We start from the raw sequence: 24,783 nt of genomic DNA, 5'->3' as shown, positions 1-24,783 counted from the left end.
TCAGACCTCCTCGCCGGCGTCAACGTTGGCCGCAAGCTCGTCACCCTCGCCTTCGCTTTCGGCCTCGTCTTCGCTCTCCGCCACTTTCACCAGGCAGATCAGCTTCTCGCCATCGTCCAGGTTGATCAGGCGTACGCCCTGGGCGGAGCGGCCGGTCTCGCGCACCTCCGCCACCTTGGTGCGGATCAGTACGCCGCCGGTGGTGATCAGCATCACGTCGTCGCTGTCTTCCACCAGGCTGGCCGACACCAGCGCCAGGCCGGTCTTGTCGGTGAGATCCATGGCGATCACGCCCTGGGTGCCGCGGCTGGTATGGCGGAATTCGCCGACGCGGGTACGCTTGCCGTAGCCGCCGTCGCTGGCGGTGAGCACCTGCTGCTCGTCGCTGTTGGCCACCAGCAGCGAGATCAGCTGCTGGCCTTCGCCCAGCGCCATGCCGCGCACGCCGCCGGCGGTACGACCCATGGCACGCACGTTGGCCTCATCGAAACGCACCGCCTTGCCGGCGTTGGAGAACAGCATGATCTGGTCATTGCCGCTGGTCAGCGCCACGCCTACCAGCTTGTCGCCCTCGTCCAGCTTCACCGCGATGATGCCGGCGCTGCGCGGACGGGAGAACGCTTCCAGTGGGGTCTTCTTCACAGTGCCGTTGGCGGTACACATGAACACGAACGGACCCTTGACCTTGTCGCTGACCTCGGCGTCGTCGTCCAACTCCGCCTCGTTGCCGGTAAACGCCTTCACCGGCAGCATGGCGTTGATCTTCTCGCCCTCGGCCAGCGGCAGCACGTTGACAATCGGCTTGCCGCGGCTGGTGCGACCGCCCTGCGGCATGTCGTACACCTTGATCCAGTAGCAACGGCCGAAGCTGGAGAAGCACAGCACGTAGTCGTGGGTGTTAGCCACGAACAGGGTGTTGATGAAGTCGTCGTCCTTGGTGGCAGCGGCCTGCTTGCCGCGACCGCCACGGCGCTGCGACTGGTAGTCGTCCACCGGCTGCGCCTTCAGATAGCCGCCGTGGGTAACCGTCACCACCATGTCCTGCGGGGTGATCAGGTCTTCGATATTGATGTCGCCGCCGAACGGCTCGATCTCGGAGCGGCGCGCATCGCCGTACTGCAGCTTGATGGCGTTCAGCTCGTCGTTGATGATCTGGTTGATACGCTCCGGGCGCGCCAGGATGTCGATCAGATCCATGATGGTGTCCATGATCTCGCGGTACTCGCCGACGATCTTGTCCTGCTCCAGACCGGTCAGGCGCTGCAGGCGCAGATCCAGGATCGCCTGCGCCTGTACCTCGGACAGGTAGTAGCCCGCCGGATGCAGGCCGAAGTTCTCCGCCAGTCCGTCCGGACGCGCCTGGCTCTGATCCACGCGCGAAAGCATGCTTTCCACCAGCTCGGAACGCCAGGCCTTGGCCATCAGCGCGGCCTTGGCCTGTGGCGGTGCTTCCGATGCCTTGATCAGCGCGATGATCTCATCCACGTTGGACAGCGCCACCGCCAGGCCTTCCAGGATGTGGCCGCGTTCGCGCGCCTTGCGCAGTTCGAAAATGGTGCGGCGGGTCACCACCTCGCGGCGGTGGCGCAGGAATTCCTCGATGATCTGCTTCAGGTTCAGCAAACGCGGCTGGCCGTCGACCAGCGCCACCATATTGATACCGAAGCTGTCCTGCAGCTGGGTCTGCTTGTACAGGTGGTTGAGCACCACTTCCGGCATTTCGCCGCGTTTGAGCTCGATCACCACGCGCATGCCGGACTTGTCGGACTCGTCGCGCAGGTCGGAGATACCTTCGATCTGCTTATCGCGCACCAGCTCGCTGATGCGCTCCAGCAGGCGCGCCTTGTTCACCTGGTACGGAATCTCGTCGACGATGATGGCCTGGCGGTCGCCCTTGCCGATGTCTTCGAAATGCACGCGGGCGCGCATGATGGCGCGGCCGCGGCCGGTGCGGTAACCCTCCTTGATGCCGGCGGTACCGTAAATGATGCCGGCGGTGGGGAAGTCCGGCGCCGGGATGATGTCGATCAGCTCGTCAATGGTCAGCTCGCTGTTGGCCAGCAGCGCCAGGCAGCCATCGATCACCTCGGTGATATTGTGCGGCGGGATATTGGTCGCCATGCCCACTGCAATACCGGCGGCGCCGTTGATCAGCAGGTTGGGGATGCGCGACGGCATGATCAGCGGTTCCTGCTCGGAGCCGTCGTAGTTGGGGCCGAAATCGACGGTTTCCTTCTCGATATCCGCCATCAGCTCGTGCGCGATGCGCGCCATGCGGATTTCGGTGTATCGCATCGCGGCGGCGTTGTCGCCGTCCACCGAGCCGAAGTTGCCCTGGCCATCGACCAGCGGGTAGCGCAGCGAGAAATCCTGCGCCATGCGCACGATGGTGTCGTACACCGCCGAGTCGCCGTGCGGGTGGTACTTACCGATCACGTCGCCCACGATACGGGCAGACTTCTTGTAGGCGCGGTTCCAGTCGTTGGACAGCTCGTGCATGGCGAACAGCACACGACGATGCACCGGTTTCAGGCCGTCCCGCACGTCTGGCAGGGCGCGGCCAACGATCACGCTCATGGCGTAATCGAGATAGGAGCGGCGCATCTCCTCTTCCAGGCTGACGGGCAGTGTTTCCTTGGCAAAAAGCTGATCGGTCATGGAAATCCGTTAACGTGAGCAAAAATATCGCCGCATTCTACCACAAAGCCCCGCCGCCAGCGGCTGCGACACCGGATGACAGACGCAAAAAAGGCCGGTCTGCACCGGCCTTTTTCATGGCAACGCAGCACTCAGCGAGCGCCGATCTGCAGCTTCTTCTCCAGACGGCCGATCCCCCACGCCATCAGCATGGTCAGCGCCAGATAGATGAAGGAAATGGTCAGGTACGGCTCCCAGTAGCGCGAGTACACCCCGGCCACGGTACGGGCGGCAAAGGCCAGTTCGGCCAGGCCGATGGCCGACACCAGCGAGCTGTCTTTCAGCAGCATGATGGCCTCGTTGCCCAGCGGCGGCAGCATGCGGCGGAATGCCTGCGGCACGATGACGTGCTTCATGGTCTGGCCGTAGGACAGCCCCAGCGAGCGCGCCGCTTCCATCTGCCCCTTGTCGATGGACTGGATGCCGGCACGGAAGATCTCGGTGATGTAGGCGCCGGCATTCAGCGTCAGCGCCACCAGGCCGGACAGGAAGGCACCGTAGTTCTGGCGAATCTCGCGCGCGGCGTCGCCATTGAGCAACAGGCCGTCGGTCGGGTGAATCAGCATCGGCATCAGCGCGAAGTGAATCAGCAGAATCTGCACAAACAGCGGCGTGCCGCGGAAAAAGGCGACATAAGCCCCCGCCGGCATGCGCACGCCAAACTTGAGGAAGTATTTCATGCCGCCATGCTTGGCCTCGGCCAGGCGCGCCATCCCCATGAACAAGCCGATCAGGGTTCCCATTACCACGGCAATCACCGTAATACCCATCGTCATTTTCACGCCGTCAATAAACAACGGCGCGTATTCGGCAATCATGCCCCAGCGGAAATCCATGCTTGTCCCTCCCGGATACTAAAAGCAAACGGCGGGCCTGCAACCCAGACCCGCCGCCTGCGACAACTTGTTATTTGCTACCGAAGTACTTTTTGAAGATCTGGTCGTAAGTACCGTCAGCCTTGACGGCCTTGATACCGGCGTTGATCTTGTCCAGCAGTTCCTTGTTGCCCTTGTTTACCGCAAAGCCGTAATACTCGGGCGCAAAGCTCTTGGTGTCTTCCACCGTCACCATGCCGTGCTGCGGGTTGTTGGCCACATAGTTGGCCACCACGCCGTTATCGCCCACTGCGGCATCGACCCCGCCGCCTTCCAGCTCTTTCAGTGCCAGCGGCATGCTTTCGAAGCGCTTGATGCTCGGGTTGGTCTTGCCCAGCAGCTTCTGCACCACTTCGTCGCCGGTGGTGCCGGTCTGTACGGCCACTTTCTTGGCCTTCAGATCAGCAAACGACTTCACATCGGCCACACCCTTGCCGATGGCGATCAGCTGGCGCGCCTCAAAGTACGGATCGGAGAAATCCATGCTCTGCTTGCGTTCGTCGGTAATGGTGATGGCGGACGACAGGATGTCGCGGTCGCCTTGCGGCAGGGTGGCAAACATGCCTTCCCACGGGGTATTGACGAACTTGACCTTGAAGCCGCCCTTGGCTGCCACGGCGGTCAGCACATCCACATCAAAGCCGACGATTTCCTGCTTGTCGTTCTGGAACTCGAACGGTGCGTAACTGGCATCCGTGCCCACTACGTATTCCTTCATCTCGCCTCCCGCTGCCGGCGCAGCGGCCTGCGGTGCGGAAGCCTGTTGCTGGGCCTCCTGCTTCTGGCCACAACCGGCCAGTGCGAAAACGGACAACAACATCCCCGCGAGCAGCGTTCTTCTATTTTGTTTCATTCCCTGATTCTCCTAGGCGTGATAGCCGGCCCATGCGTTGCACCAACGACCGGCGTGCTAATATAACAACCTCATTCGGGGGCCACAACGCCCGCATAACCGCTGTTTTGCCTGCCCAAATTACCCACATGCAATTAACTCGCACCATTGCTGCATTACTGATCGCCACAATGGCATTTTCTGCCAGCTTGAGCCATGCCGAAGGCGAAGATGCGCCATTGCCGGGCGATTTCCAGCCCACGCCACCGGCCAAACCGCCCAAGGCAAAACCGCTGCAATTGCCGCCGGTGAACCCGAACCCGGCCAAGGCACCGGCCCAGGCCAAGAGCGAAGCGCCGCGCCAGGAGGCGAACAGCAGCGCCAGCAAGCCGGCCAAACGCGGCAAGAGCGCCAGCCGCAGTGTGCTGCGCCAGGCGAAAAGCAGCCAGCGCGCCGCCGCCAAGCCAAGCAAACGCAATGCCAACCGCAAGCAGCTAGCCGGCAAGCGCCAACACGCCAGCCCGCAGCGCGCGACCAAGGCCGTGGCACGCAAGCCGCTACGCCAGGCGGCGGGCAAGCGCAAAGCCCAGGCGCCTGCCACCCAGCACACCAGCCGCGCCGGCAAGGCCAGCAGCCTGCGCCAGGGCAAGACCAAGCCGCAGCTGCAAGCCCGCAGCGGCCAGCGCAGCAGCAAGGCAGTCGCCAAGCACAGCCGCAAGGCGCCAGCGCTGAGCGCCAGCAAGGCCGTCAAGCACAAGAGCGCAGCACCAAAAGCGCTGAAAAAACGCAAGCCGCTGCGCAAGACCGGCGCCGGCAAGTAAGCCACACAGCACAACGCCCCGCAGCTGCGGGGCGTTTTACGTTGGCCGCAATAGCGCGACTCAGGCCGGCTCCGGCTCCCCTTCCTGCTGCAGGCGCCACATCTGCGCATAGCGGCCTTCGCTCGCCAGCAGCTCGCGGTGACTGCCGCGTTCGACAATGCGCCCCTGCTCCATCACCAGGATGCAATCGGCGTCGGCAATGGTGGACAGCCGGTGCGCGATGATCAGCGTAGTACGGTTGGCCGCAATGCTCATCAGCTCGGCCTGGATCGCCTTTTCGGTCTGCGAATCCAGCGCGCTGGTCGCCTCGTCGAACACCAGCACCGGCGGATTCTTCAGGATGGTGCGCGCGATTGCCACCCGCTGCTTTTCGCCGCCGGACAGCTTCAGGCCGCGCTCACCCACCATGGTGTCGTAGCCATCGGGCAGGCTCATCACGAAGTCGTGGATGTGCGCCGACTTCGCCGCCTCGATCACCTCGTCGCGGCTGGCATCCGGCCGGCCGTAGGCAATGTTGTAATAGATGCTGTCGTTAAACAGCACGGTATCCTGCGGCACGATGCCGATGTGGGCGCGCAGGCTGTCCTGCGTCAGCTCGCGGCCATCCACGCCGTTGAAGCGGATGCTGCCGCCGGACACGTCGTAGAAGCGGAACAGCAGCCGCGACAGCGTGGACTTGCCGGCGCCGCTGGCCCCCACCACCGCCACGGTATGGCCGGCGGGAATCTCGAAGCTGACCTCGTGCAGGATCTGGCGCTTGGCATCGTAGCCGAAGTTCACCGCCTCGAAACCGATGTGCACATTGCGGCTGGCCAGTGCCTGCGCCTGCGGCCGGTCCGCCACCTCCGCCCCCACGTTCAGCAGCGTGAACATGCGCTCCATATCGGCCAGCGAATGCTTGATCTCGCGATAGATGAAGCCGAGGAAGTGCAGCGGCGCCCACAGCTGGGTGAGGAAAGTGGCCACCAGCACCACGTCGCCCACCGTCATCTCTCCGCGCACCACACCGCGTGCGGCCAACCACATCACCAGCGTGACACCGGTGGCGATGATGGCGCCCTGCCCGGCGTTCAGCGCCGACAGCGACACCTGGTTCTTGATCGCCGACTGCTCCCACGACGCCAGATTGCTGTCGTAGCGCTGGTTCTCATAGCGCTCGTTGCCGAAGTATTTCACCGTCTCGTAATTGAGCAGCGCATCGATGGCCTTGCTGTTGGCCTTGGAATCCAGGTCGTTCATGCTGCGGCGGAACACCGTGCGCCACTCGGTAACGGTCAGCGTGAAGGCGATGTAGATGGCGATGGTGCCGAAAGTCACTACCGCGAACCAGGCGCTGTACCGCTGCAGCAGGATGGCCACCACCAGGGTGATTTCCACCAGCGTCGGCAGAATGTTGAACACGGTGAAATTGAGCAGGAAGCCGATGCCCTTGGTACCGCGCTCGATGTCGCGGCTCATGCCGCCGGTCTGGCGCTCCAGATGGAAGCGCAGCGACAGGCGGAACAGGTGGGCAAACACCTCGCGCGCCACGCTGCGCACCGCGCCCTGCACCACGCGGGCAAAGATGGCGTCGCGCAGCTCGCCCAGCACGCTGGACAACAGGCGCCCGAGGCCATAACCGGCCAGCGCCAGCACCGGCAGCGCCAGCACCACATTGCGGATCGACAGCTGGTCGACGATGTCCTTCAGGTACAGCGGCGTCATCACCCCGGCCACCTTGGCGGCGATCAGACACACCAGCGCCAACAGCACGCGCCACTTGAAACGCCACAGGTAGGGCAGCAGGGTTTTCAGGGTGTGCAGGTCGTTGCGGTCGGCAGGCGCCGGGGAGGAAGCATGAGCGTAATGTCGCATCGGTCACGGGCAATCGGGCAGCGCCGGGCAGGCATGCGGCCAACCCGGCAGAGAATGGAAAACGGCAGAAACGCTCAGTGCAGCACGCGCGGGGCGATCAGGTGGAACTCCGGGATGTCGGCATCGAAACGTACGCCGTCATCGGCCTCCATCTGGTAGCTGCCGCGCATGGTGCCGTACGGCGTGCGGATGGTGGCGCCGCTGGTGTAGCTGAACGCCTCGCCCGGCGCCAGGTGCGGGTGCTCGCCCACCACGCCGGCGCCGCGCACCTCCTGCACCTTGCCGTTGGCGTCGGTAATCAGCCAGTGGCGGGTCAGTAGCTTGGCCGGCACCTCGCCGGTATTGCGGATGGTGATGCGATAGGCAAACGCATACTGGTCGTCGACGGCATTGGAATGCTCTTCCAGGTAAAAGGCCTGGGCTTCGACACTAATGTGATGTTTCTGGCTCACGGCAAATCCTCGTGGCGGCATGTGAAGTCTGATTCTACGCCACGTCGCGCCGTCCGGCTGCTATCGCGTACAATGGCCGGCATTTTTCCGACCCCGCATCGCGCACACGCCATGAGCCAGTTCCGTATCGCCCCGTCCATCCTGTCCGCCGACTTCGCCCGCCTGGGCGAGGAAGTCCGCAACGTCATCGCCGCCGGCGCCGACATCATCCACTTCGACGTGATGGACAACCACTACGTGCCGAACCTGACCATCGGCCCGCTGGTGTGCGAAGCCATCCGCCCGCACACCACCGCCCCGATCGACGTGCACCTGATGGTGACCCCGGTCGATGCCCTCGCCGTCAGCTTCGCCAAGGCCGGCGCCGACATCATCACCTTCCACCCGGAAGCCTCGCACCACATCGACCGCACCCTGGGCCTGATCAAGGACGCCGGCTGCAAGGCCGGCCTGGTGCTGAACCCGGCCACCTCGCTGTCGCACCTCGACCACGTGATGGACAAACTGGACATGATCCTGCTGATGTCGGTGAACCCGGGCTTCGGCGGCCAGAAGTTCATCCCGCAGACGCTGGACAAGGTGCGCGCGGTGCGCCAGCGCATCGACGAGCACACCGCCAAGTACGGCGGCGAGATCTGGCTGGAAGTGGACGGCGGCATCAAGGTGGACAATATCGCCGAAGTGGCCGCCGCCGGCGCCGACACCTTCGTGGCCGGCAGCGCCATCTACGGCCAGCCGGACTACAAGGCGGTAATCGACGCCATGCGCGCCGAACTGGCCAAGGTTGGCCGCGCATGAAACTGGCCATCGTCACCGGTGCCTCGCGCGGGCTGGGCGCGGCGCTCACCGCGCAGCTGCTGGCCGACGGCTACCGCGTGGCGGCCATCGCCCGCGACTGCAGCCCCCTGGCGGAGCATCCGCAGCTGATCACGCTGGACGCCGACCTGGCCGACAGCCAGCTGCTGCCACTGCTGCTGGAACGCGCGCTGGCAGCACTGGGCAGCGGCGACAGCGTCACGCTGATCAACAATGCCGGCACCGTGCAGCCGATCGCCAGCGCCGATGCGCTGCCGGATGAGGCCACGCTGCAGGCGGTGGCGCTGAACCTGTCGGCGCCGATGCTGCTGTGCAGCCACTTCCTGGCGCTGACCGCGGCGGACAGCCCGCGCCGCATCATCAACATCTCCTCCGGCGCTGCGGCCAACCCCTATCCGGGCTGGGCGGTGTACTGCGCCACCAAGGCCGGGCTGGATCACTTCACCCGCACCCTGGCCGCCGAGCAGGCGCAGCGCGCCGTGCCGGCGCTGGCGGTGTCGCTGTACCCCGGCGTGATCGATACCGGCATGCAGGCGGAAATCCGCGCCGCCGACCCGGCCGCCTTCCCGAATCGCCCGCGTTTCGAGGCGCTGAAGGCCGACGGCGGGCTGACCACCCCGGCCGCCGCCGCGGCACGCATCATCTGCTATCTCGATAGCCCGGCGTTCGGTCGCCAGCCGGTGCTGGACATCCGCCAGCTGTAGACCCGCGCGCCGTCGCATGTAAAACACCCCGCCGTAGCGGGGTGTTTGCGTTTGCGCCGACCTAGGATTTCTTGCGCGGCTTGCGTGGCTTGTGCGCGGGCTTGACCGCTGGCAGCACCGCCATCGGCTCCGGCGCCGCTGCCGCGTCGACCTCCTCGGCCTCGGCTTCCGGCTCCTCTGCCTTGTGCGGTTGCAACCAGTCCGGCAATGCCACGTTCCGGTAATCCACCACGTTGGCCGCAGTCGGCTGCAGGCTGAATACCGGCTTGCCGCTGTTGCTGATGTTCAGTTGCGTCAGCAGCCCCAGCTTCATGCCCTCCTCGCCGCCAGCAGCCATCGAGCGCTGCTCTTCCATCGCCAGCAGCTTGCCCTGGCGGCTAACCAGCAGCTCGGTCTGGCTTTCCGACTGCAGGCGCAGCGGCTCGCTGGCGGCCAGGCCGGCCAGTCCGTCGGCAAACGCCTGCACGTCCTGGTTGTCGCTGTGGCGTTTGATGCTGGCCACCAGCTCGGTCACCATCTGCCGCGTCAGCACGCGGTCCGCCACCGGGTCCAGCGTCAGGCGGATGCGGTACTGTGCGCCGCGCTGGCGGTCCGCCGCGGTCAGCGGCTGGAAGCTGTAGGCCCGCTGCTCGACCGCGGCGTACACCCGCTGCACGATGTCCGGCACCTCGGCCAGCACCGCGGCCACCGGCATGTCCTTCAGCTTGTCCTGCGGCAGCTGGAACTGCACCAGCTTGTGCTTGAGCGACGGGAACATCAGGTCCGCCACCGAGCCATCCACGTACAGGGTCAGGGTGTCCAGCTGCAATTGCAGCGGCAAGCGCACCCAGGCTTCGGCCTGCGGGCGGGTAAAGCGCAGCGTGGGAATCAGCTCGATGCGGCGCTGCGTCATGTCCACCGCGCCGCTGTACTGGAAGCGGAACGATGCCGCCAGTTCCTGCAGCAGCGCCTGCTGCTCGGCGCTGCTCTTGCCGGGCAGCTGCAGGCTGGTGACGCGCGACTCGCCCTGGAAGTTGTAGGCTGCCTCCGCCGTGTGGTGGTACAGGGTGTAGATGGCCGCCTGGTCGGCGCGCTTGCCTTCCAGCGGCGAGCTGGCGCAACCGGCCAGCAGCAGGGCTGCGGCCAACAGGGGGAAGGTACGGGTCAAAATGGGCATCGCGTTTCGCTTTATGACATTGGCCAAAACCGCGATGGTAGCCATGCCGGCGCGGCGGAACAAGCCTGCCACCATCGGGTACAATATCGCCACTCTCCGATTCCGACTCGACACCATGAACCTGAAGCACATCAAAGCCGTTGCCTTCGACCTGGATGGCACCCTGGTGGATTCCATCGCCGACCTGGCCGCCAGCGCCAATGCCATGCGCGAAGCCATGAACCTCGACCCGCTGCCAGCCGCGCGCGTCGCCACCTATGTGGGCGACGGCGTCGGCAGCCTGGTGCACCGCACGCTGACCGACAGCATGGACCAGCACAGTGACGAAGCCACCTGGACGCAGGGCTTCAACCTGTTCATCCGCCATTACCGCGAGCACCTCACCGTGCGCACCCGCATGTACCCGGGCGTCTCCGACGCGCTGGGCCTGCTGCGCTCGCTGGAGCTGCCGCTGGTGGTGATCACCAACAAGTCGCAGTTCCTGGCCGTGCCGCTGCTGCAGCAGCTGGGCATCGACACCGCCTTCAGCCTGATCCTCGGCGGCGACAGCCTAGCGGAAAAGAAACCGTCGGCGCTGCCGCTGCTGCACGCCGCCGCGGTGCTGAACGTGAAGCCGCAGGAGATGGTGCTGGTGGGCGATTCGGAAAACGACATCGCCTGTGCGCGCAAGGCCGGCGCGCTGGCGGTGGCGGTAAGCTACGGCTACCGCGATGCCGCCACGCTGGATGCCGACCTGGTGCTGGGCAGCCTGGTGGACCTGTACGCCCTGCTCAAGCAGTCGCAGGACCCGCACGTACACCGCCGCGACTGAGCACCAACACGCGCCGCGCCGCCTGTACGGCGGCGCGGTTTTCCGCCACAATGCCCCGGCATATCCTGTTGATGACTGTTACCCGATCCGCGATGAAATTCCTGCCCAACCGAGCCAGCTGGCGATGGCAACGCTGACCGCCACACCGCACTCCCTCCGTTCCTGGCGCCGCCGCGCCGCCTGCAAAGACATCCGGATTTCATCATGACGCCACAACAATTCGCCGAGCTGGCCGCTGCCGGCTACAACCGCATCCCCGTTACCCTGGAACTGTTCGCCGACCTGGACACCCCGCTGTCGGTGTACCTGAAACTGGCCAACCAGCCGTATTCCTACCTGCTGGAATCGGTGGTCGGCGGCGAGCGCTTCGGCCGCTACTCCTTCATCGGCCTGCCGGCCACCACCCGCCTGCGCGTGCAGGGGCAGAACGTGCAGGTGGAGTACGGTGACAAGGTGATCGAGCGCCACGAAGGCGATCCGCTGGGCTTCATCACCAGCTTCATGGCCCGCTTCAACACCCCGCCGATCGCCGGTCTGCCGCGCTTTACCGGCGGCCTGGTCGGCTACTTCGGCTACGACACCGTGCGTTACGTCGAGAAAAGGTTGGCCGCAACGCAGAAGCCGGACCCGATCGGCACCCCGGACATCCTGCTGATGCTGTCCGAAGAGCTGGCGGTGGTGGACAACCTGTCCGGCAAGCTGTACCTGGTGGTGTACGCCGACCCGGCGGTGCCCAACGCGCTGCAGAAGGCGCAGGCACGGCTGAACCAGCTGCGCGGCAAGCTGCGCGAGAACACCAGCATCCCGCTGTCGCTGCCGTCCACCACCACCGAGGCGGTGTCCGAGTACGGCCAGGACGCCTTCAAGCAGGCAGTGGGCGACGCCAAGAACTACATTCTGGACGGCGACATCATGCAGGTGGTGCTGTCGCAGCGCATGAGCATGCCGTTTGCAGATTCGCCGCTGGCGCTGTACCGCGCGCTGCGCAGCCTGAACCCGTCGCCGTACATGTTCTACTACCACTTCGACGACTTCCACGTGGTGGGCGCCTCGCCGGAAATCCTGGTGCGCCGCGAAGACGACACCATCACCGTGCGCCCGATCGCCGGCACCCGCCCGCGCGGCAAGACCCGCGAGGAGGATCTGGCGCTGGCCGACGAGCTGCTGGCCGATCCGAAGGAAATCGCCGAGCACGTGATGCTGATGGACCTGGGCCGCAACGACGTTGGCCGCGTCGCCGACACCGGCAGCGTGCGCATCACCGACAATATGGCCATCGAGCGCTATTCGCACGTGATGCACATCGTCTCCAGCGTGGAAGGCACGGTAAAGCCGGAAGTATCCAACATCGACATCCTCAAGGCCGCCTTCCCGGCCGGCACGCTGTCCGGTGCGCCCAAGGTGCGGGCGATGGAGATCATCGACGAGTTCGAGCCGACCAAGCGCGGCGTGTACGGCGGTGCGGTGGGCTACCTCGGCTTTACCGGCGACATGGACATGGCCATCGCCATCCGCACTGCGGTGATCAAGAACGACACCCTGTACGTGCAGGCCGGCGCTGGCATCGTCGCCGACTCGGTGCCGGAATCGGAATGGCAGGAAACCCAGAACAAGGCGCGCGCGGTGGTGCGCGCCGCCGCGCTGGTGCAGCAGGGGCTGGATGCCTGAGCGCGCTGCCGCAGCAGCGCCATGCACAAGGCCCGCCGATGGCGGGCCTTGTGCATGCGGCCAACCTTGCCGCCCTCACAGCTCGAAACTCCAGCTCTCGCCATCCGGCCCCACCATGTGATGCCGCTGCAGCCAGGCCTCGAACGGCAGCAGCGCCATCGGCCGTGCAAACAGGAAACCCTGCACCTCGTCGCAGCGCAGGCGCCGCAGCTGCGCCAGCTGCGCCGGCGTCTCCACCCCTTCGGCAATGGTGACGAAGCCCAGCGAATGCGCCAGGCTGACAATCGCGCGCACGATGGCGATGCCGCGCCCCTGCTCCAGATCCTGCACGAAGCTGCGGTCTATCTTCAGCCGGTCCACCGGAAAGCGGCGCAGGTAGTTGAGCGAGGAATAGCCGGTGCCGAAATCGTCGATCGCCAGCCGCACGCCCAGGTTGTGCAGCCGCTCCATCAGCCCCAGCGCATCGTCCGGGTCTTCCAGCACCACGCTTTCGGTCAGCTCCAGCTCCAGGCATTCCGCCGGCAGCGCCGCCTCGTGCAATAGCCGCGATATCTGCTCCACCAGCAACGGCTGGCGGAACTGCAGCGCTGACAGGTTCACCGCCACCGCCGGCACCCGGATGCCGCGCTCGCGCCAGTCGCGCATCTGCTCGATCGCCTCCTGCAGCACCCACATGCCGATCGGCACGATCAGCCCGCTTTCCTCCGCCAGCGGGATGAACTCGACCGGCGCCACCACCCCCAGCTCGGGATGCATCCAGCGCAGCAGCGCCTCCACCCCCACCAGCTGGCCCTGCATATTGCACTGCGGCTGGTAGTACAGCTGCAGTTCGCGCTTGTCCAGCGCGCGGCGCAGCTCGGCCTCCAGCTTCAGCCGCGCCGCCGAGCGCTGCTGCATCTGCGCGGTAAAGAAACGGAAGGTGCTGCGCCCCTCGGCCTTGGCGCGGTACATGGCGGCATCGGCGGCGCGCAGCAGCTCTTCCAGCGTACCGCCATCCACCGGCGCCATGGCGATGCCGATCGACGGCGTGATGACCAGCTCGTAGCCGCTGAGGTAGCACGGCGCCGACAGCGCCTGCACCACGCTGTCGGCCAGGTGGCTGGCGGCGGATTCGTTGGTCTCCGGCAGCAGGATGATGAACTCGTCGCCGCCCAGCCGCGTCAGGGTGTCCTTCTCCTGCAGCAACAGCAGCAGCCTGCGGCCAACCTCCACCAGCAGCTGGTCGCCGACACTGTGCCCCAGGGTGTCGTTGATGTTCTTGAAGCGGTCCAGGTCGATGAACATCAGCGCCAGCGGCGTACTGTCGTGCCGCGACAGCGCCAGCGCCTGCGCAGCGTGATCCTGCAGCAGCGCGCGGTTGGGCAGCCCGGTAAGGCTGTCGAAATAGGCCAGCCGGCGGATGTACTGCTCGGCCTCCTTCTGGCTGCTGATGTCGCTGAATACGCTGATGTAGTGGCTGACCTCACCGTTCTCGCCGCGCACCGCCGAGATCGACTGCCACTCCGGGAATATCTCGCCGCTCTTGCGCCGGTTCCAGATCTCGCCCTGCCAGTAACCGCGGCTGCCGATCTCCTGCCACATGCGGCGGTAGAACGCCTCGTCATGGCGGCCGGATGACAGCACGCTCGGCGTGCGGCCAACGATGTCGCCCTGCTCGTAACCGGTAATGCGGGTAAAGGCGCTGTTGATCAGCACGATATTGCGGAAGCTGTCGGTGACCAGGATGCCGTTATGCGCGGCGGCGAACACCTGCGCCCACAGCTGCAGTTCGTCCTCGGCCTGCTTGCGGGTGGTGATATCGTGCGACAGCACGATGCAGCTGCTGCTGCCGTCGGCGCCATCCTTGCGCGCGGCGGACAGCTCGAACCAGCGCGCCTCGCAGTCCAGGTACAGGCAGATGCGCAGGCCGCGCGACACCCCCTGCTGCAGCGCCTGGCGGATCGCCAGGCATACCGTGTCGGCGGCATCCAGCGGCATCACCTGATGCACCAGTTTGCCCAGCAGCTGCTCGCGGGTGGTGCTCAGGCTGTCGCGGGCGGTGTTGGACCACACCTGCAGGTAGCGCCCCTCCGGCGACATCTCGAACAGCAAGTCCGGCACCGCCAGCAGCAGCGCCTCACGCTCCTGCACCAGCTGGCTGGCCGCCTGCTTTTGCGCCTCCAGCATGCGCAGCGAGTCCTGCAGCTGCTGCTGCAGGGTATTGAAGGCGCGGAACAGCGCGCGCACCTCCGGCACCCCGGCCTCCGGCAACGGCTGCAAGGTGCCGTCACGCGCGTACTGCAGCGTGGCGGCACGCAAGCGCCCCAGCGGTCCGGCCACATAGCGCTGCGCCAGCCAGCCCAGCAGCAGCACCAGCAACAGCAGCATCACCCCCGGCAGCACGAACACCTGCAGCAGCTGCCAGCGCAACTGCCGCGCAGTGGCGGTCAGGTCGTAACGGAGCAGCACCATGCCGCGCTGCTTGCTGCGCACCACGTCGCGCTCCAGCGGCGCATAGGAAATCCCCACCAGCACGCTGCCCTGCTGCGGGTCCTGCCGCACCATGCCCAGCCGGCTGCTGCGCAGCGACTGCAGCAGCGCGGCATCGGCCCACGGCTGCAGCGCCAGCTCCTGCCCCAGCAGCTGGCGGTCCAGCGCATGGCGCACGATGCCTTGCGGGTCGGCGATCAGCACCTGGCTGATGCGCGGGTCGGTCGCCAGCATCGCCAGCTCCTGGGCGATGTCGGCCTGATGCTGTTCGCCGTCGGCCAGCAGGTACTGGCTCAGGCGGAAGACGTTCTGCAGCCCGTCGCGGCGGGCATCGGCAAACTCGGCGTCCAGCCGGCTGTTGACGCCGATCAGGTAGGCGCCGGCCAGGGTCAGCCCCACCATGCCGACGACGATGAGCAGCAGCTGGCTCTTGAGTGATCCCAGGCGCATCAGCCTCCCTCCCGCAAGACATCGGGCAGCAGCAGCGCATCCAGCGCCACCTCCGTCCGCACCAGCCCGGCACCCTGCATCACGGTCAACAGCTCGCGGGCCGCCAGCTGCAAGCGTGGCGGCGTACCGTCGAACCAGCCGCGGTTTGCCTGCCGGTCAGGGAAATCCACTCCCCAGAAATAGGATTTGACGTCCGGCCCCTGCTCGTCCAGCAAGGCGGCCAGGCCGGCCAGCGCTTGCCGATCCTGCTGCTCGAACGCCACCAGCTCCCGGAAATGCCCCGCCAGCAAACGCCGCAGATTGTCGCGCTGCGCCGCCACGACTTCACTGCGCACCGCCAGCACCCCCAGGATGCGGCCGGGAATCGCCACGCTGGAAAACAGCAGCCGCGCGCCCCGGGCCAGCAGCCGGTGGGCGAAAGGCTCCATGGTGATGATGGCATCGACCTGGCCGCTCAGAAACGCCTGCTCGTGTCGATCCAGCAGCAGCGGCAGCAGCGTGACATCCGACGGCAGCAGCTGCGCCCGGCTCAGCACCGCCGCCAGCATCAGCGCGCCGACCGCGCTCTGCTCCACGCCGATGCGCTTGCCGGCCAGCTGCGCCAGCTCGCTGATCGCGTCCTGCACCAGCAGTACGTCGGCGCCGGCGGAGACATCCAGCACCGCCGCCACCTGCAGCGCCACGCCCTCGGCACGCATGGCGAGCACCTCGTCCAGCGTCAGACAGGCGGCTTCCAGCACGCCGGCGGCCAGGCCCTGCATCACCAGCGTAGACGACGGAAAGCGCACCATGCGGATTCGCCCCGGTGGGTAGCGCCCGCGCTGTGCCGCCAGCTCCAGCATCAGATAGCCGGGCCAGCCGTTGCTGCCCACCCGCAGCAGCGGGGTGGGCAGCTGGCAGCCGGCCAGGCCCGCGGCCAACATGGCCGCCGCCGCGGCACGCAGGCAATCGCGCCGGGGGTAGTGGCAAGAAGCGAGAGGGAGCATGCGTTTGGTGACCGTAGTCGGCAGAGGCTTATTTGCCAGTATCCGACATATTTATTGACGATGCGAAATGTAACTGCCATGCAGCCGGCCGCCGCAAGGTTGGCCGCATCGCCGCTGGCCGCCGTCCATCGCCAACGCCCCCGTGCGCGGCCATGCTGCTAGAATCGCGCTCCGCTCTCGACAGGAACTGCCCATGCCCGCCGCCCACCCCGCCCACTGGCCCTGGCCCACCCTGATGGTACAGGGCTGCACTTCGGACGCCGGCAAGAGTACCGTGGTCGCCGCGCTGTGCCGGCTGCTGGCGCGCCGCGGCCTGCGCGTGGCACCGTTCAAACCGCAGAACATGGCGCTGAACAGCGCGGTTACCGCCGATGGCGGCGAAATCGGCCGCGCCCAGGCGCTGCAGGCGCTGGCCGCCGGGGTGGCGCCGCACAGCGACATGAACCCGGTGCTGCTCAAGCCCAGCTCGGACACCGGCGCGCAGATCATCATCCAGGGTCGGGTGCGCGCCGACATGGACGCCCGCGATTACCACCACTACAAGAGCACCGCCATGCTGGCGGTGCTGGATTCCTACCGCCGGTTGCAGCACGGCTACGATGCGGTGGTGGTGGAAGGCGCCGGCAGCCCGGCGGAAATCAACCTGCGCGACCGCGACATCGCCAATATGGGCTTTGCCGAAGCAGTGGACTGCCCGGTGATTCTGGTGGCCGACATCGACCGCGGCGGCGTGTTCGCCCACCTGCTCGGCACGCTGGATTGCCTGAGCCAGAGCGAGCGCGACCGCATCATCGGCTTCGTGATCAACCGCTTTCGCGGCGACATCGGCCTGCTGCAGGGCGGGCTGGACTGGCTGGAGGCGCGGACCGGCAAGCCGGTGCTGGCGGTACTGCCCTACCTGCACGGCCTGCAGCTGGATGCGGAGGACAGCATCCAGCAACAGCAGCAACGCGGCAGTTTCGACATCGTGGTACCGGTGTTGCCGCGCATCAGCAACCATACCGATTTCGACGCCCTGCGCGCCCACCCGCAGGTGAACCTGCACTTTGTCGGCCCGGACGCGCCCAAGCCGCCGGCCGACCTGGTGATCCTGCCGGGCAGCAAGCACACCCGCGCCGATCTGGCCTTCCTACAGCAGCAAGGTTGGCCGCAGTATCTGCAACGCCACCTGCGCTACGGCGGCAAAGTGCTGGGCATCTGCGGCGGCTACCAGATGCTGGGCCGGCAGGTGCACGACCCGCTGGGGGTGGAAGGCAGTGCCGGCAGCAGCACCGGGCTGGGCCTGCTGGCCATCGACACCACGCTGGCCGCCGACAAGACCCTGCGCCAGCGCCACGGCCAGTGCGCGTTTGCCGCCGCCGAGGTCAGCGGCTACGAAATCCACATGGGCATCAGCCACGGCCCGGATTGCGCGCGCCCGGCCTTGCTGCTGGCGGGTGAGGCCGACGGCGCCATCAGCAGCGACGGCCAGGTAATGGGCAGCTATCTGCATGGCCTGTTCGACCACCCGGCCGCCGGCGCCGCCCTGTTGCGCTGGGCCGGGCTGGACAATGCCGTCAGCGTGGATCTGGCCGCCCTGCGCGAAGCCAGCATCGAGCGGCTGGCCGATGCCTGCGAGACGCTGTACCAGCGCCTGAGCACCCTGCCGCACGGCAGGCCATTCCAGCAGCAGCAATGAGCATGGCGCGTTGTCCGACAAAATGCACCGCGTTGTAAAAACAACAAAAACTTATCAAAACACGATTGGTTAATGCGCTTTGTATATCAAACAATGGAAACAGCAACTTGCGCGTAATTTCATTTGCATAAAACAACGGTTTTCATTAGCACACATGCGAAAAACGTAATCAAATCAAATATCCGAAATACGCCGCTTGTCGCCCAGCAAGTGCCTGCCTAGACTGGCACACTGTTTCAGCCTGTTATCAAGACCGTCACCATGTCGTTAAGCCGCTTGCTTACTGCCACTGCCCTGTTGCTGGCCACCAGCCTGCCCGTGGCCACCGCGTTTGCGGTCGCCGCGCCGTGCACACAACTGGTCGCATCCGGCAACCCGGAGTACCCCCCGTACCTGTGGGTGGACCCCAGCGACGGCAAGCATCTGGTGGGCGCCGCCGCCGACATGATGCAGCTGCTGTCGCGCGAAGTGGGCATTCCGATCACCGTCAACTACACCGGCCCGTGGGCGCGGGTGCAGAAATCGGTGCGCGACGGCCGCGTCGACCTGATTGCCGGCGCCTTTTTCACCCAGCCGCGCCGCCAGTACATGAGCTACATCCAGACCCCGATGACGGTGACGCGCACCGCGATCTGGATGCGCGACAGCAAACCGGTCAACTACAGCCGCTGGCTGGACCTGGTGAGTTATCGCGGCGTGACGGTGGTGAACAACAGCTTCGGCGAGGAATTCGACCGCTTCGCCGAGCACAGCCTGAACATCGAAACCGTCGGCAGCGTGGAAAACGCGCTACGCATGCTCAGCCTGGGGCGTGCCGACTACCTGATTTACGAAGACGCCCCGGCGCAGGCCTACGCCAGCCGCCTCGGGCTGCAGAACCTGAAAACCGCCAGCGGCACCATCACCCGCGAACCGCTGTACCTGACGCTGGGCCACCAGTCCGCCTGCTTCAGCGACGTGCTGTACCAGCGCCTGAACAAGGCAATGAAGAAGCTGGTGGACAGCAAGGTGATGGAACAGCTGATCGAGAAGAACCAGCAGCGCTGGCAGGAAGAAAGCAACTAGCCGGCCATGCGGCCAACCTTGCCGCCGTTAGCCAGACCGCCAGCCGGCACTTGCCAATGAAAAGGCCCAACCATCGGTTGGGCCTTTTGCTTGCCGTCGACCGGCGCTCAGTACGCCTCGCCGACGATGGGGCCTTGCAGCGTCTCGCGCGGCAGCCCCAGCTGCAGCACTGCCTGCTGCGCGGCTCGGAAGGCCTCGCTGCCCAGCAGCGTCTGCCAGTCGGCCACCTCGCCCTGCCCGGCCATGCGCTGCAGGCGCTCTGCCAGCTTGGGCAGCGCCGGCGGCACAAGTCGTGCCAACAAGTCATCGGCCAGGTCCGGGCGGTTGCACACCAGCGCCATGTCGCAGCCGGCAACAAACGCCGCCTCGGCGCGCGCCACGATATCGCCGACGCCGGCGGCGCCTTCCATGGTCAGGTCGTCGGAGAAGATGGCGCCGTCAAAGCCCAGCTCGGCGCGCAGGATGTCCTGCAGCCATACGCGCGAGAACCCGGCCGGCTGGCTGTCCACCGCCGGGTACACCACGTGCGCCGGCATCACCGACGCCATGCCGGCGGCGGCCAGCGCCGCGAACGGCTTGAGGTCATCGCTGCGCAGCGCGTCCAGGCTGCGCGCATCCACCGGAATCACGTGGTGGCTGTCGCCCTCGACGAAACCGTGGCCGGGAAAGTGCTTGCCGCAGCTGCCCATGCCGCCGCGTGCGAGGCCGCGCTGCAGCGCCACCGCCAGCGCCGACACCACCGCCGGGTCGCGGTGGAAGCTGCGGTTGCCGATCACCGCACACTGGCTCCAGTCCAGATCCAGTACCGGGGTGAACGACAGATCCACGCCGCAGGCGCGCAGTTCGGCCGCCAGTACGTAGCCGACATTGTCGGCGGCGGCCTCTGCCGCCTCCGCGCCGGCGCTGTCCCACAGCTGGCCCAAGAGCTGCATCGGCGGCAGGCGGGTGAAGCCGTCGATGAAGCGCTGCACGCGGCCGCCTTCGTGGTCGACGGCGATCAGCAGCGCCGGGTTGCGCAGCGTGCGGATCTCGGCGGTGAGCGCCTTGAGTTGCTCGATGTTGTGGAAGTTGCGGCGGAACAGGATCACGCCGCCCACCAGCGGGTGGCACAGGCGCTGGCGCTCTTCGTCGCTGAGGCTGAAGGCGGCCACGTCCGCCATTACCGGGCCGCGGGGCAGTTGCAGGGTCGTCATGTCTGGCTCACAGGTTGGCCGCACCGGCGGTTTCGCAAACCACGAACGCCAGTGCATGTTGTTGTTCGTCGGAAATCGACAGGTGTACGTTGACGATGCCGCGCGCTTCGATGAAGGCTTTCAGCGCCTCGTCAAAGGCGAACATCGGCTTGCCCAGCGTGTCGTGGGTGACGGCGATGGCGGTCAGCAGCACCGGTTCGCGGATGCCGGTGCCCAACGCCTTGCCCAGTGCCTCCTTGGCGGCAAAGCGCTTGGCGAGGAAGCGCGCCGGTTTGGCAGCGGCGGCCAGCTCCTCGCGCTCCGGTTCGGCCAGCAGGCGGCGGCCAACCTCCAGCCCCCAGCGCGCCAGCATCGCCTCGAAGCGTTCGATGCGGGCGATATCGGTACCAATGCCGTAGATCATCGCTGCCGCCTTACTGGCCCTGACGGCCTTCGATCATCAGCGCCTTCATTTCGCGCACCGCGTTGGCGAAGCCCACCATCAGCGCATGGCTCACCAGTGCATGGCCGATGTTCAGTTCGGCGATCTCGGCGATGGCGGCCACCGGCTTCACGTTGTGGTAGTTCAGGCCGTGGCCGGCGTTCACCACCATGCCCAGGTGCGCGCCGAATACCGCGGCGTCGCGGATGCGCGCCAGCTCGGCAGCTTGCTCTTCGTGCTTGAAGTCGGCGTGAGCGTAGGCACCGGTGTGCAGCTCGATCACTCGCGCGCCGGCGTCCCAGGCGGCCTGGATCTGCTCCCGGTCCGGGTCGATGAAGATGGACACGCGGATGCCGGCCTCGCTCAGCTGGCGGGTGAACTCGCGCACCTGGTCGAAGTAGCGGATCACGTCCAGGCCGCCCTCGGTGGTGACTTCCTCGCGCTTTTCCGGCACCAGGCACACGTCGTCCGGCTGCACGCGCAGCGCATTGGCCAGCATCTCGTCGGTCAGGGCCATTTCCAGGTTCATGCGCGTCTTGATGGTGGCACGCATGGCGTCCACGTCGTGGTCCTGGATGTGGCGGCGGTCTTCGCGCAGGTGCAGGGTGATCAGATCGGCGCCGCTGGATTCGGCCACCAGTGCGGCCTCGATCGGGCTGGGGAAGCGGGTGCCGCGCGCCTGGCGCAGGGTGGCGACGTGGTCGATGTTGACACCGAGCAAAATCATGATGGGTTTCTCCGGCTGGCGCTGGCTAGTCGGCCAGCGCATACAAGGTCGTCAGTAATTCGCGGGTGGCCAGCGGGTCCGGCCCCAGCAGTTCATCCAGCAGCAGCCGCGTCAGCAGGCGCGCATCGCGGCGGGTCTGCGCCTGGCCCAGGTCGCCGGCGGCCAGCGCCAGCAGGCTGGCACCCGGCAGCAGGCAGCTGCGGGCCGGCGGGCGCTCGATGGGTGCCACCCGCTGCGGCGGCTCGCCGAAGCGGCACAGGTACAGCGCGTCGGCGGCAACCGCCTGCCCTGCAGCGTCTGCGGCCAACTCCGGGGCGTAGCCCAGCAGCGCCAGCAGTTCCAGTTCGAAGCGGCGCAGCACATTGCTGAACTGCACGTCGCCGGCCAGGGTGCGCACGCTGCGGTCGTACAGTTTGAACAGTTCCGGCGCCGGGTCGTCGCGTGGCGCCAGCCGCAGCAGCAGTTCGTTGAGATAGAAGCCGCACACCAGTCGCTCGCCGGCGAACTGCGGCACGCCGCCGCGCCAGTCGGCCACGTGCAGGGTGCGCAATTCGCTCTTGCCGAACCAGGACAGCTGCAGCGGCTGGAACGGCAGCAGCAGGCCGCGCAGGTCGGAGCGCGGCCGGCGCGCCCCGCGCGCCACCAGGGTGAAGCGGCCGTGATCGCGGCTCAGCACTTCCACCAGCAGGCTGGTTTCCTTGTACGGCTGGGTGTGCAGTACGTAGGCGGGCTGGCGGTCAACCTTGCCCGGCTGCATCGCCCTGCTCCGGCCGCAGCCATAGCTTGGCGCGCTCGACCTTTGCTACCCGCAGCGCCAGGCCAGCATACCAGCGGGCAAAGCCCTGCTGCTGCGCCAGGCGGTGCTCGCTATCGGCTTTCCATGCGGCAATCGCCTGCTCGCTGGCCCAGTAGGACACGGTGATGCCGAAACCATCGGCATCGCGCGCGCTCTCGGCGCCGAGAAAGCCCGGCTGCTCGCCGGCCAGCGCCACCATGCGCGCCGACATGTCACCATAGCCAGCATCACCCGCAGTGCGCTGGCTGCTGAAGATCACCGCCCAGTACGGCGGCTCGGGAGTGTTTGCAAACATGCGGCCAACCTTGCTGTGGCTTGCGGGCTTAGTTGATGCCGAAATCGCGCAGGAAGCGCACGTCGTCGGCCCAGCCGGATTTCACCTTCACCCACACTTCCAGGAACACCTTGCAGTCGAACAGCTGCTCCATGTCCAGGCGTGCCTCGGTGGAGATCTTCTTCAGTTTCTCGCCGCCGCGACCGATGACGATGGGCTTCTGGCCTTCCTTGTCCACCAGCACCGCCACGTAGATGCGGAACATGCTGCCGTCCACCTCGAACGACTCCACTTCCACGTTCATCTCGTACGGCAGCTCCTCGCCCAGGTAGCGGAACAGCTTTTCGCGCACGATTTCGGCGGCGAGGAAACGCTGGGTCTTGTCGGTGACCATGTCTTCCGGGTACAGCGGCACCGATTCCGGCAGGTGCGGGCGCACCTTGTCCAGCAACTCGGCCAGACGTTGGCCGTGCTTGGCGCTCACCACCTCGACATCGACAAACGGGAACTCGGCTTGGGCCTCTTCGATGAAGGCCGACAGCGCCAGACGGTCCTTGGCCTTGTCCAGCTTGTTCAGCACCAGGATCACCGGGGTTTTCTTCGGCAGCAGCGCGATCACTTCGCGGTCGGCGGCGGACAGGCGCATCGCCTCCAGCACGAACAGCACGCAATCGACGTTGGCCAGCGAGTCCTTCACGCTGTTGTTCAGCGTCTCGTTCAGCGCACCCTTGTGGTAGGTCTGGAAACCCGGGGTGTCGACGAACACGAACTGCGCATTCGGCTCGGTATAGATGCCGTTGACGCGGTGGCGCGTGGTCTGCGCCTTCTTGGAGGTGATGCTGATCTTCTGGCCGATGAGATGGTTCATCAGCGTGGACTTGCCGACGTTGGGGCGGCCAACGATGGCGACAAAGCCGCAGCGGTACGGGGTGTCACTCATGATGTTTTCTTCTTGCCAGCGGCAAAATGTTGCTCCAGCAGCTGCAGCGCCACTTCGGCGGCCTGCTGCTCGGCACCGCGACGGCTGCTGCCCTCGCCGGTGGTGATGATGGCCAGTTCGCCCAGGTCGCACTGCACGCGGAACGACTGCTCGTGCGCCTCGCCGTTCTGCGCCAGGATGGTGTAGCGCGGCAGTGCCAAGCGGCGCGCCTGCAAAGCTTCCTGCAAGCGGGTCTTGGCATCCTTGGCGTGGCGGGTGGGGTCGATGGCGGTAACGCGGCCCAGGTACAGCCGGCGCACCACCTGCTCGGCGGCCTGGAAATCGCGGTCGAAACTGATGGCGGCAAAGGTCGCCTCCACCGCATCGGCCAGGATGGACGGCCGGTTGAAGCCGCCGCTTTTCAGCTCGCCCTCACCCAGATACAGGTAGTCGCCCAGCTTCAGCTCCTGCGCGATCTCGGCCAGGGTGTTCTGGTTCACCAGATTGGCCCGCAGCCGCGACAGCTCGCCTTCGCTCAGTTTCGGAAACTGGTCGAACAGCATGCGCGCCACGGTGTAGTTGAGGATGCTGTCGCCGATGAATTCGAAGCGCTCGTTGTTGGGCGTGCCGAAGCTGCGATGGGTCAGCGCCTGCTTCAGCAAGTCCGGCTTCTCAAAAAAATAATCCAGCGCCGTGCTAAGGCGCCGGAATCGGTTGTCTTGTTGGTTCACGGTTTATTGTTTTTGGTCCTGCAGCACCGGGATACTGCCGGCCTGATATTCGAAATGGAACACCAGCTTGATGTCCTTCATGATCGGCACGTCGGTATCGTAACGCACGCCGACACCCAGCTTGCCACCGGAGGAAGTCACCAGCAGGTCTTCCTTCTTCACGGAATTGAAGTCCTGCACGATGTCGTTGTTCTCGAAGCTGCGGCGCACTTCATGATCGGTCTGTTCCTGATCCACCACGATCTCGTCGATGGTGCGCTTGATGGCGCCGTACTCGGTGTACACCGGTACCACTTTCAGCACCACGAACACCACCACGGCGGCCAACATGGCGAACGCCAGCACAATCAGGAACGAGAAACCACCCTGCGAACGCTTCATCTCCAGC

The 24,783-nt window shown here is 66.0% G+C and carries 23 protein-coding genes; 7 read left to right on the top strand and 16 right to left on the bottom strand.

Annotated features, from left to right (window positions below; translation table 11 throughout):
• The 3 genes from gyrA to ACFOLG_RS09430 form a co-directional block, all read right to left on the bottom strand.
• The gene (gene gyrA / locus ACFOLG_RS09440) at positions 1-2,658 is read right to left on the bottom strand and encodes a DNA gyrase subunit A (protein WP_386091143.1); all 2,658 of its coding nucleotides are present in this window, start codon (positions 2,656-2,658) and stop codon (positions 1-3) included.
• Between the two features lie 131 nt (positions 2,659-2,789).
• The gene (locus ACFOLG_RS09435) at positions 2,790-3,533 is read right to left on the bottom strand and encodes an amino acid ABC transporter permease (RefSeq protein WP_386091141.1); all 744 of its coding nucleotides are present in this window, start codon (positions 3,531-3,533) and stop codon (positions 2,790-2,792) included.
• Positions 3,534-3,603: 70 nt separating this feature from the next.
• Entirely contained in the window at positions 3,604-4,425 is an 822-nt protein-coding gene (locus tag ACFOLG_RS09430; RefSeq protein ID WP_386091139.1) for a basic amino acid ABC transporter substrate-binding protein, read from the bottom strand.
• Here ACFOLG_RS09430 and ACFOLG_RS09425 point away from each other — a divergent pair.
• Positions 4,371-5,225, top strand: coding sequence for a hypothetical protein (locus ACFOLG_RS09425; RefSeq protein ID WP_386091223.1), 855 nt, complete (start codon positions 4,371-4,373; stop codon positions 5,223-5,225). The two genes, ACFOLG_RS09430 and ACFOLG_RS09425, sit on opposite strands and share 55 nt — an antisense overlap.
• 60 nt (positions 5,226-5,285) lie before the next feature.
• On the opposite strand, the gene ACFOLG_RS09420 is transcribed toward ACFOLG_RS09425, so the two are convergent.
• Both ACFOLG_RS09420 and apaG read right to left on the bottom strand, forming a co-directional pair.
• A complete protein-coding gene (locus ACFOLG_RS09420) occupies positions 5,286-7,079 on the bottom strand; it encodes an ABCB family ABC transporter ATP-binding protein/permease (RefSeq protein WP_386091137.1) in 1,794 nt (597 codons plus the stop codon).
• A gap of 74 nt (positions 7,080-7,153) precedes the next feature.
• Positions 7,154-7,531: a Co2+/Mg2+ efflux protein ApaG gene (gene apaG, locus ACFOLG_RS09415; RefSeq protein WP_386091134.1), complete on the bottom strand. Its 378-nt coding sequence runs from the start codon at positions 7,529-7,531 to the stop codon at positions 7,154-7,156.
• A gap of 111 nt (positions 7,532-7,642) precedes the next feature.
• Here apaG and rpe point away from each other — a divergent pair, with 111 nt between their 5' ends.
• Together rpe and ACFOLG_RS09405 are read left to right on the top strand one after the other, a co-directional pair.
• Entirely contained in the window at positions 7,643-8,329 is a 687-nt protein-coding gene (gene rpe, locus ACFOLG_RS09410; RefSeq protein ID WP_386091132.1) for a ribulose-phosphate 3-epimerase, read from the top strand.
• Positions 8,326-9,051, top strand: coding sequence for an SDR family NAD(P)-dependent oxidoreductase (locus tag ACFOLG_RS09405; RefSeq protein ID WP_386091130.1), 726 nt, complete (start codon positions 8,326-8,328; stop codon positions 9,049-9,051). The genes rpe and ACFOLG_RS09405 overlap by 4 nt, the downstream gene beginning before the upstream one ends.
• 61 nt (positions 9,052-9,112) lie before the next feature.
• Here ACFOLG_RS09405 and ACFOLG_RS09400 read toward each other — a convergent pair whose 3' ends face one another.
• Positions 9,113-10,207 (bottom strand): hypothetical protein, encoded by a 1,095-nt coding sequence (locus tag ACFOLG_RS09400; RefSeq protein WP_386091128.1) that lies wholly within the window; start codon positions 10,205-10,207, stop codon positions 9,113-9,115.
• Positions 10,208-10,322: 115 nt separating this feature from the next.
• On the opposite strand from ACFOLG_RS09400, the gene ACFOLG_RS09395 reads away from it, so the two are divergent.
• Positions 10,323-11,018 (top strand): phosphoglycolate phosphatase, encoded by a 696-nt coding sequence (locus tag ACFOLG_RS09395; RefSeq protein WP_386091126.1) that lies wholly within the window; start codon positions 10,323-10,325, stop codon positions 11,016-11,018.
• Positions 11,019-11,219: 201 nt separating this feature from the next.
• Positions 11,220-12,686 (top strand): anthranilate synthase component I, encoded by a 1,467-nt coding sequence (gene trpE / locus ACFOLG_RS09390; protein ID WP_386091221.1) that lies wholly within the window; start codon positions 11,220-11,222, stop codon positions 12,684-12,686.
• A 75-nt stretch (positions 12,687-12,761) separates the two neighbouring features.
• On the opposite strand, the gene ACFOLG_RS09385 is transcribed toward trpE, so the two are convergent.
• Both ACFOLG_RS09385 and ACFOLG_RS09380 read right to left on the bottom strand, forming a co-directional pair.
• On the bottom strand, positions 12,762-15,605 hold the full coding sequence (locus ACFOLG_RS09385) for a putative bifunctional diguanylate cyclase/phosphodiesterase (RefSeq protein WP_386091124.1): 2,844 nt from the start codon (positions 15,603-15,605) through the stop codon (positions 12,762-12,764).
• On the bottom strand, positions 15,605-16,528 hold the full coding sequence (locus ACFOLG_RS09380; RefSeq protein WP_386091121.1) for an ABC transporter substrate-binding protein: 924 nt from the start codon (positions 16,526-16,528) through the stop codon (positions 15,605-15,607). The genes ACFOLG_RS09385 and ACFOLG_RS09380 overlap by 1 nt, the downstream gene beginning before the upstream one ends.
• Before the next feature lie 256 nt (positions 16,529-16,784).
• On the opposite strand from ACFOLG_RS09380, the gene ACFOLG_RS09375 reads away from it, so the two are divergent.
• Together ACFOLG_RS09375 and ACFOLG_RS09370 are read left to right on the top strand one after the other, a co-directional pair.
• Positions 16,785-18,269: a cobyric acid synthase gene (locus tag ACFOLG_RS09375; RefSeq protein WP_386091118.1), complete on the top strand. Its 1,485-nt coding sequence runs from the start codon at positions 16,785-16,787 to the stop codon at positions 18,267-18,269.
• 261 nt (positions 18,270-18,530) lie between these two features.
• The gene (locus ACFOLG_RS09370) at positions 18,531-19,334 is read left to right on the top strand and encodes a substrate-binding periplasmic protein (protein ID WP_386091116.1); all 804 of its coding nucleotides are present in this window, start codon (positions 18,531-18,533) and stop codon (positions 19,332-19,334) included.
• Between the two features lie 107 nt (positions 19,335-19,441).
• Here ACFOLG_RS09370 and nagZ read toward each other — a convergent pair whose 3' ends face one another.
• Genes nagZ through ACFOLG_RS09330 form a run of 8 tightly spaced genes read right to left on the bottom strand, consistent with a single transcriptional unit; the run spans position 19,442 to position 24,776 of the window.
• Entirely contained in the window at positions 19,442-20,527 is a 1,086-nt protein-coding gene (nagZ, locus tag ACFOLG_RS09365; protein ID WP_386091114.1) for a beta-N-acetylhexosaminidase, read from the bottom strand.
• Between the two features lie 7 nt (positions 20,528-20,534).
• Positions 20,535-20,930, bottom strand: a complete 396-nt coding sequence (gene acpS / locus ACFOLG_RS09360; protein WP_386091112.1) for a holo-ACP synthase — start codon at positions 20,928-20,930, stop codon at positions 20,535-20,537.
• A gap of 10 nt (positions 20,931-20,940) precedes the next feature.
• Positions 20,941-21,675, bottom strand: a complete 735-nt coding sequence (pdxJ, locus tag ACFOLG_RS09355; protein ID WP_386091110.1) for a pyridoxine 5'-phosphate synthase — start codon at positions 21,673-21,675, stop codon at positions 20,941-20,943.
• A gap of 25 nt (positions 21,676-21,700) precedes the next feature.
• Positions 21,701-22,432 (bottom strand): DNA repair protein RecO, encoded by a 732-nt coding sequence (gene recO, locus ACFOLG_RS09350; RefSeq protein ID WP_386091107.1) that lies wholly within the window; start codon positions 22,430-22,432, stop codon positions 21,701-21,703.
• The gene (locus tag ACFOLG_RS09345; protein WP_386091106.1) at positions 22,413-22,766 is read right to left on the bottom strand and encodes an antibiotic biosynthesis monooxygenase family protein; all 354 of its coding nucleotides are present in this window, start codon (positions 22,764-22,766) and stop codon (positions 22,413-22,415) included. Before ACFOLG_RS09345 ends, recO begins: the two co-directional genes overlap by 20 nt.
• Before the next feature lie 28 nt (positions 22,767-22,794).
• Entirely contained in the window at positions 22,795-23,685 is an 891-nt protein-coding gene (gene era, locus ACFOLG_RS09340) for a GTPase Era (RefSeq protein WP_386091104.1), read from the bottom strand.
• On the bottom strand, positions 23,682-24,395 hold the full coding sequence (rnc, locus tag ACFOLG_RS09335) for a ribonuclease III (RefSeq protein ID WP_386091102.1): 714 nt from the start codon (positions 24,393-24,395) through the stop codon (positions 23,682-23,684). Before rnc ends, era begins: the two co-directional genes overlap by 4 nt.
• A 3-nt stretch (positions 24,396-24,398) precedes the next feature.
• Positions 24,399-24,776: a DUF4845 domain-containing protein gene (locus ACFOLG_RS09330; protein ID WP_386091099.1), complete on the bottom strand. Its 378-nt coding sequence runs from the start codon at positions 24,774-24,776 to the stop codon at positions 24,399-24,401.
• Between the last annotated feature and the right edge of the window lie 7 nt (positions 24,777-24,783).

It is taken from the genome of Vogesella facilis (assembly GCF_042648525.1).
In the GTDB taxonomy this organism is placed as follows: Bacteria; Pseudomonadota; Gammaproteobacteria; order Burkholderiales; family Chromobacteriaceae; genus Vogesella; species Vogesella facilis.
This window is presented reverse-complemented; position numbering and strand designations above follow the sequence as displayed.

What these genes read in the sequence shown, in the direction of transcription:
- acpS (WP_386091112.1), bottom strand. Translation starts at nt 20,930, where the DNA reads ATGATCTACGGCATTGGTACCGATATCGCCCGCATCGAACGCTTCGAG.
- ACFOLG_RS09345 (WP_386091106.1), bottom strand. Translation starts at nt 22,766, where the DNA reads ATGTTTGCAAACACTCCCGAGCCGCCGTACTGGGCGGTGATCTTCAGC.
- pdxJ (WP_386091110.1), bottom strand. Translation starts at nt 21,675, where the DNA reads ATGATTTTGCTCGGTGTCAACATCGACCACGTCGCCACCCTGCGCCAG.
- ACFOLG_RS09375 (WP_386091118.1), top strand. Translation starts at nt 16,785, where the DNA reads ATGCCCGCCGCCCACCCCGCCCACTGGCCCTGGCCCACCCTGATGGTA.
- ACFOLG_RS09405 (WP_386091130.1), top strand. Translation starts at nt 8,326, where the DNA reads ATGAAACTGGCCATCGTCACCGGTGCCTCGCGCGGGCTGGGCGCGGCG.
- rpe (WP_386091132.1), top strand. Translation starts at nt 7,643, where the DNA reads ATGAGCCAGTTCCGTATCGCCCCGTCCATCCTGTCCGCCGACTTCGCC.
- ACFOLG_RS09330 (WP_386091099.1), bottom strand. Translation starts at nt 24,776, where the DNA reads ATGAAGCGTTCGCAGGGTGGTTTCTCGTTCCTGATTGTGCTGGCGTTC.
- ACFOLG_RS09400 (WP_386091128.1), bottom strand. Translation starts at nt 10,207, where the DNA reads ATGCCCATTTTGACCCGTACCTTCCCCCTGTTGGCCGCAGCCCTGCTG.
- ACFOLG_RS09420 (WP_386091137.1), bottom strand. Translation starts at nt 7,079, where the DNA reads ATGCGACATTACGCTCATGCTTCCTCCCCGGCGCCTGCCGACCGCAAC.
- ACFOLG_RS09430 (WP_386091139.1), bottom strand. Translation starts at nt 4,425, where the DNA reads ATGAAACAAAATAGAAGAACGCTGCTCGCGGGGATGTTGTTGTCCGTT.
- ACFOLG_RS09385 (WP_386091124.1), bottom strand. Translation starts at nt 15,605, where the DNA reads ATGCGCCTGGGATCACTCAAGAGCCAGCTGCTGCTCATCGTCGTCGGC.
- recO (WP_386091107.1), bottom strand. Translation starts at nt 22,432, where the DNA reads ATGCAGCCGGGCAAGGTTGACCGCCAGCCCGCCTACGTACTGCACACC.
- gyrA (WP_386091143.1), bottom strand. Translation starts at nt 2,658, where the DNA reads ATGACCGATCAGCTTTTTGCCAAGGAAACACTGCCCGTCAGCCTGGAA.
- ACFOLG_RS09435 (WP_386091141.1), bottom strand. Translation starts at nt 3,533, where the DNA reads ATGGATTTCCGCTGGGGCATGATTGCCGAATACGCGCCGTTGTTTATT.
- ACFOLG_RS09380 (WP_386091121.1), bottom strand. Translation starts at nt 16,528, where the DNA reads ATGTTGGCCGCGGGCCTGGCCGGCTGCCAGCTGCCCACCCCGCTGCTG.
- ACFOLG_RS09370 (WP_386091116.1), top strand. Translation starts at nt 18,531, where the DNA reads ATGTCGTTAAGCCGCTTGCTTACTGCCACTGCCCTGTTGCTGGCCACC.
- era (WP_386091104.1), bottom strand. Translation starts at nt 23,685, where the DNA reads ATGAGTGACACCCCGTACCGCTGCGGCTTTGTCGCCATCGTTGGCCGC.
- nagZ (WP_386091114.1), bottom strand. Translation starts at nt 20,527, where the DNA reads ATGACGACCCTGCAACTGCCCCGCGGCCCGGTAATGGCGGACGTGGCC.
- ACFOLG_RS09395 (WP_386091126.1), top strand. Translation starts at nt 10,323, where the DNA reads ATGAACCTGAAGCACATCAAAGCCGTTGCCTTCGACCTGGATGGCACC.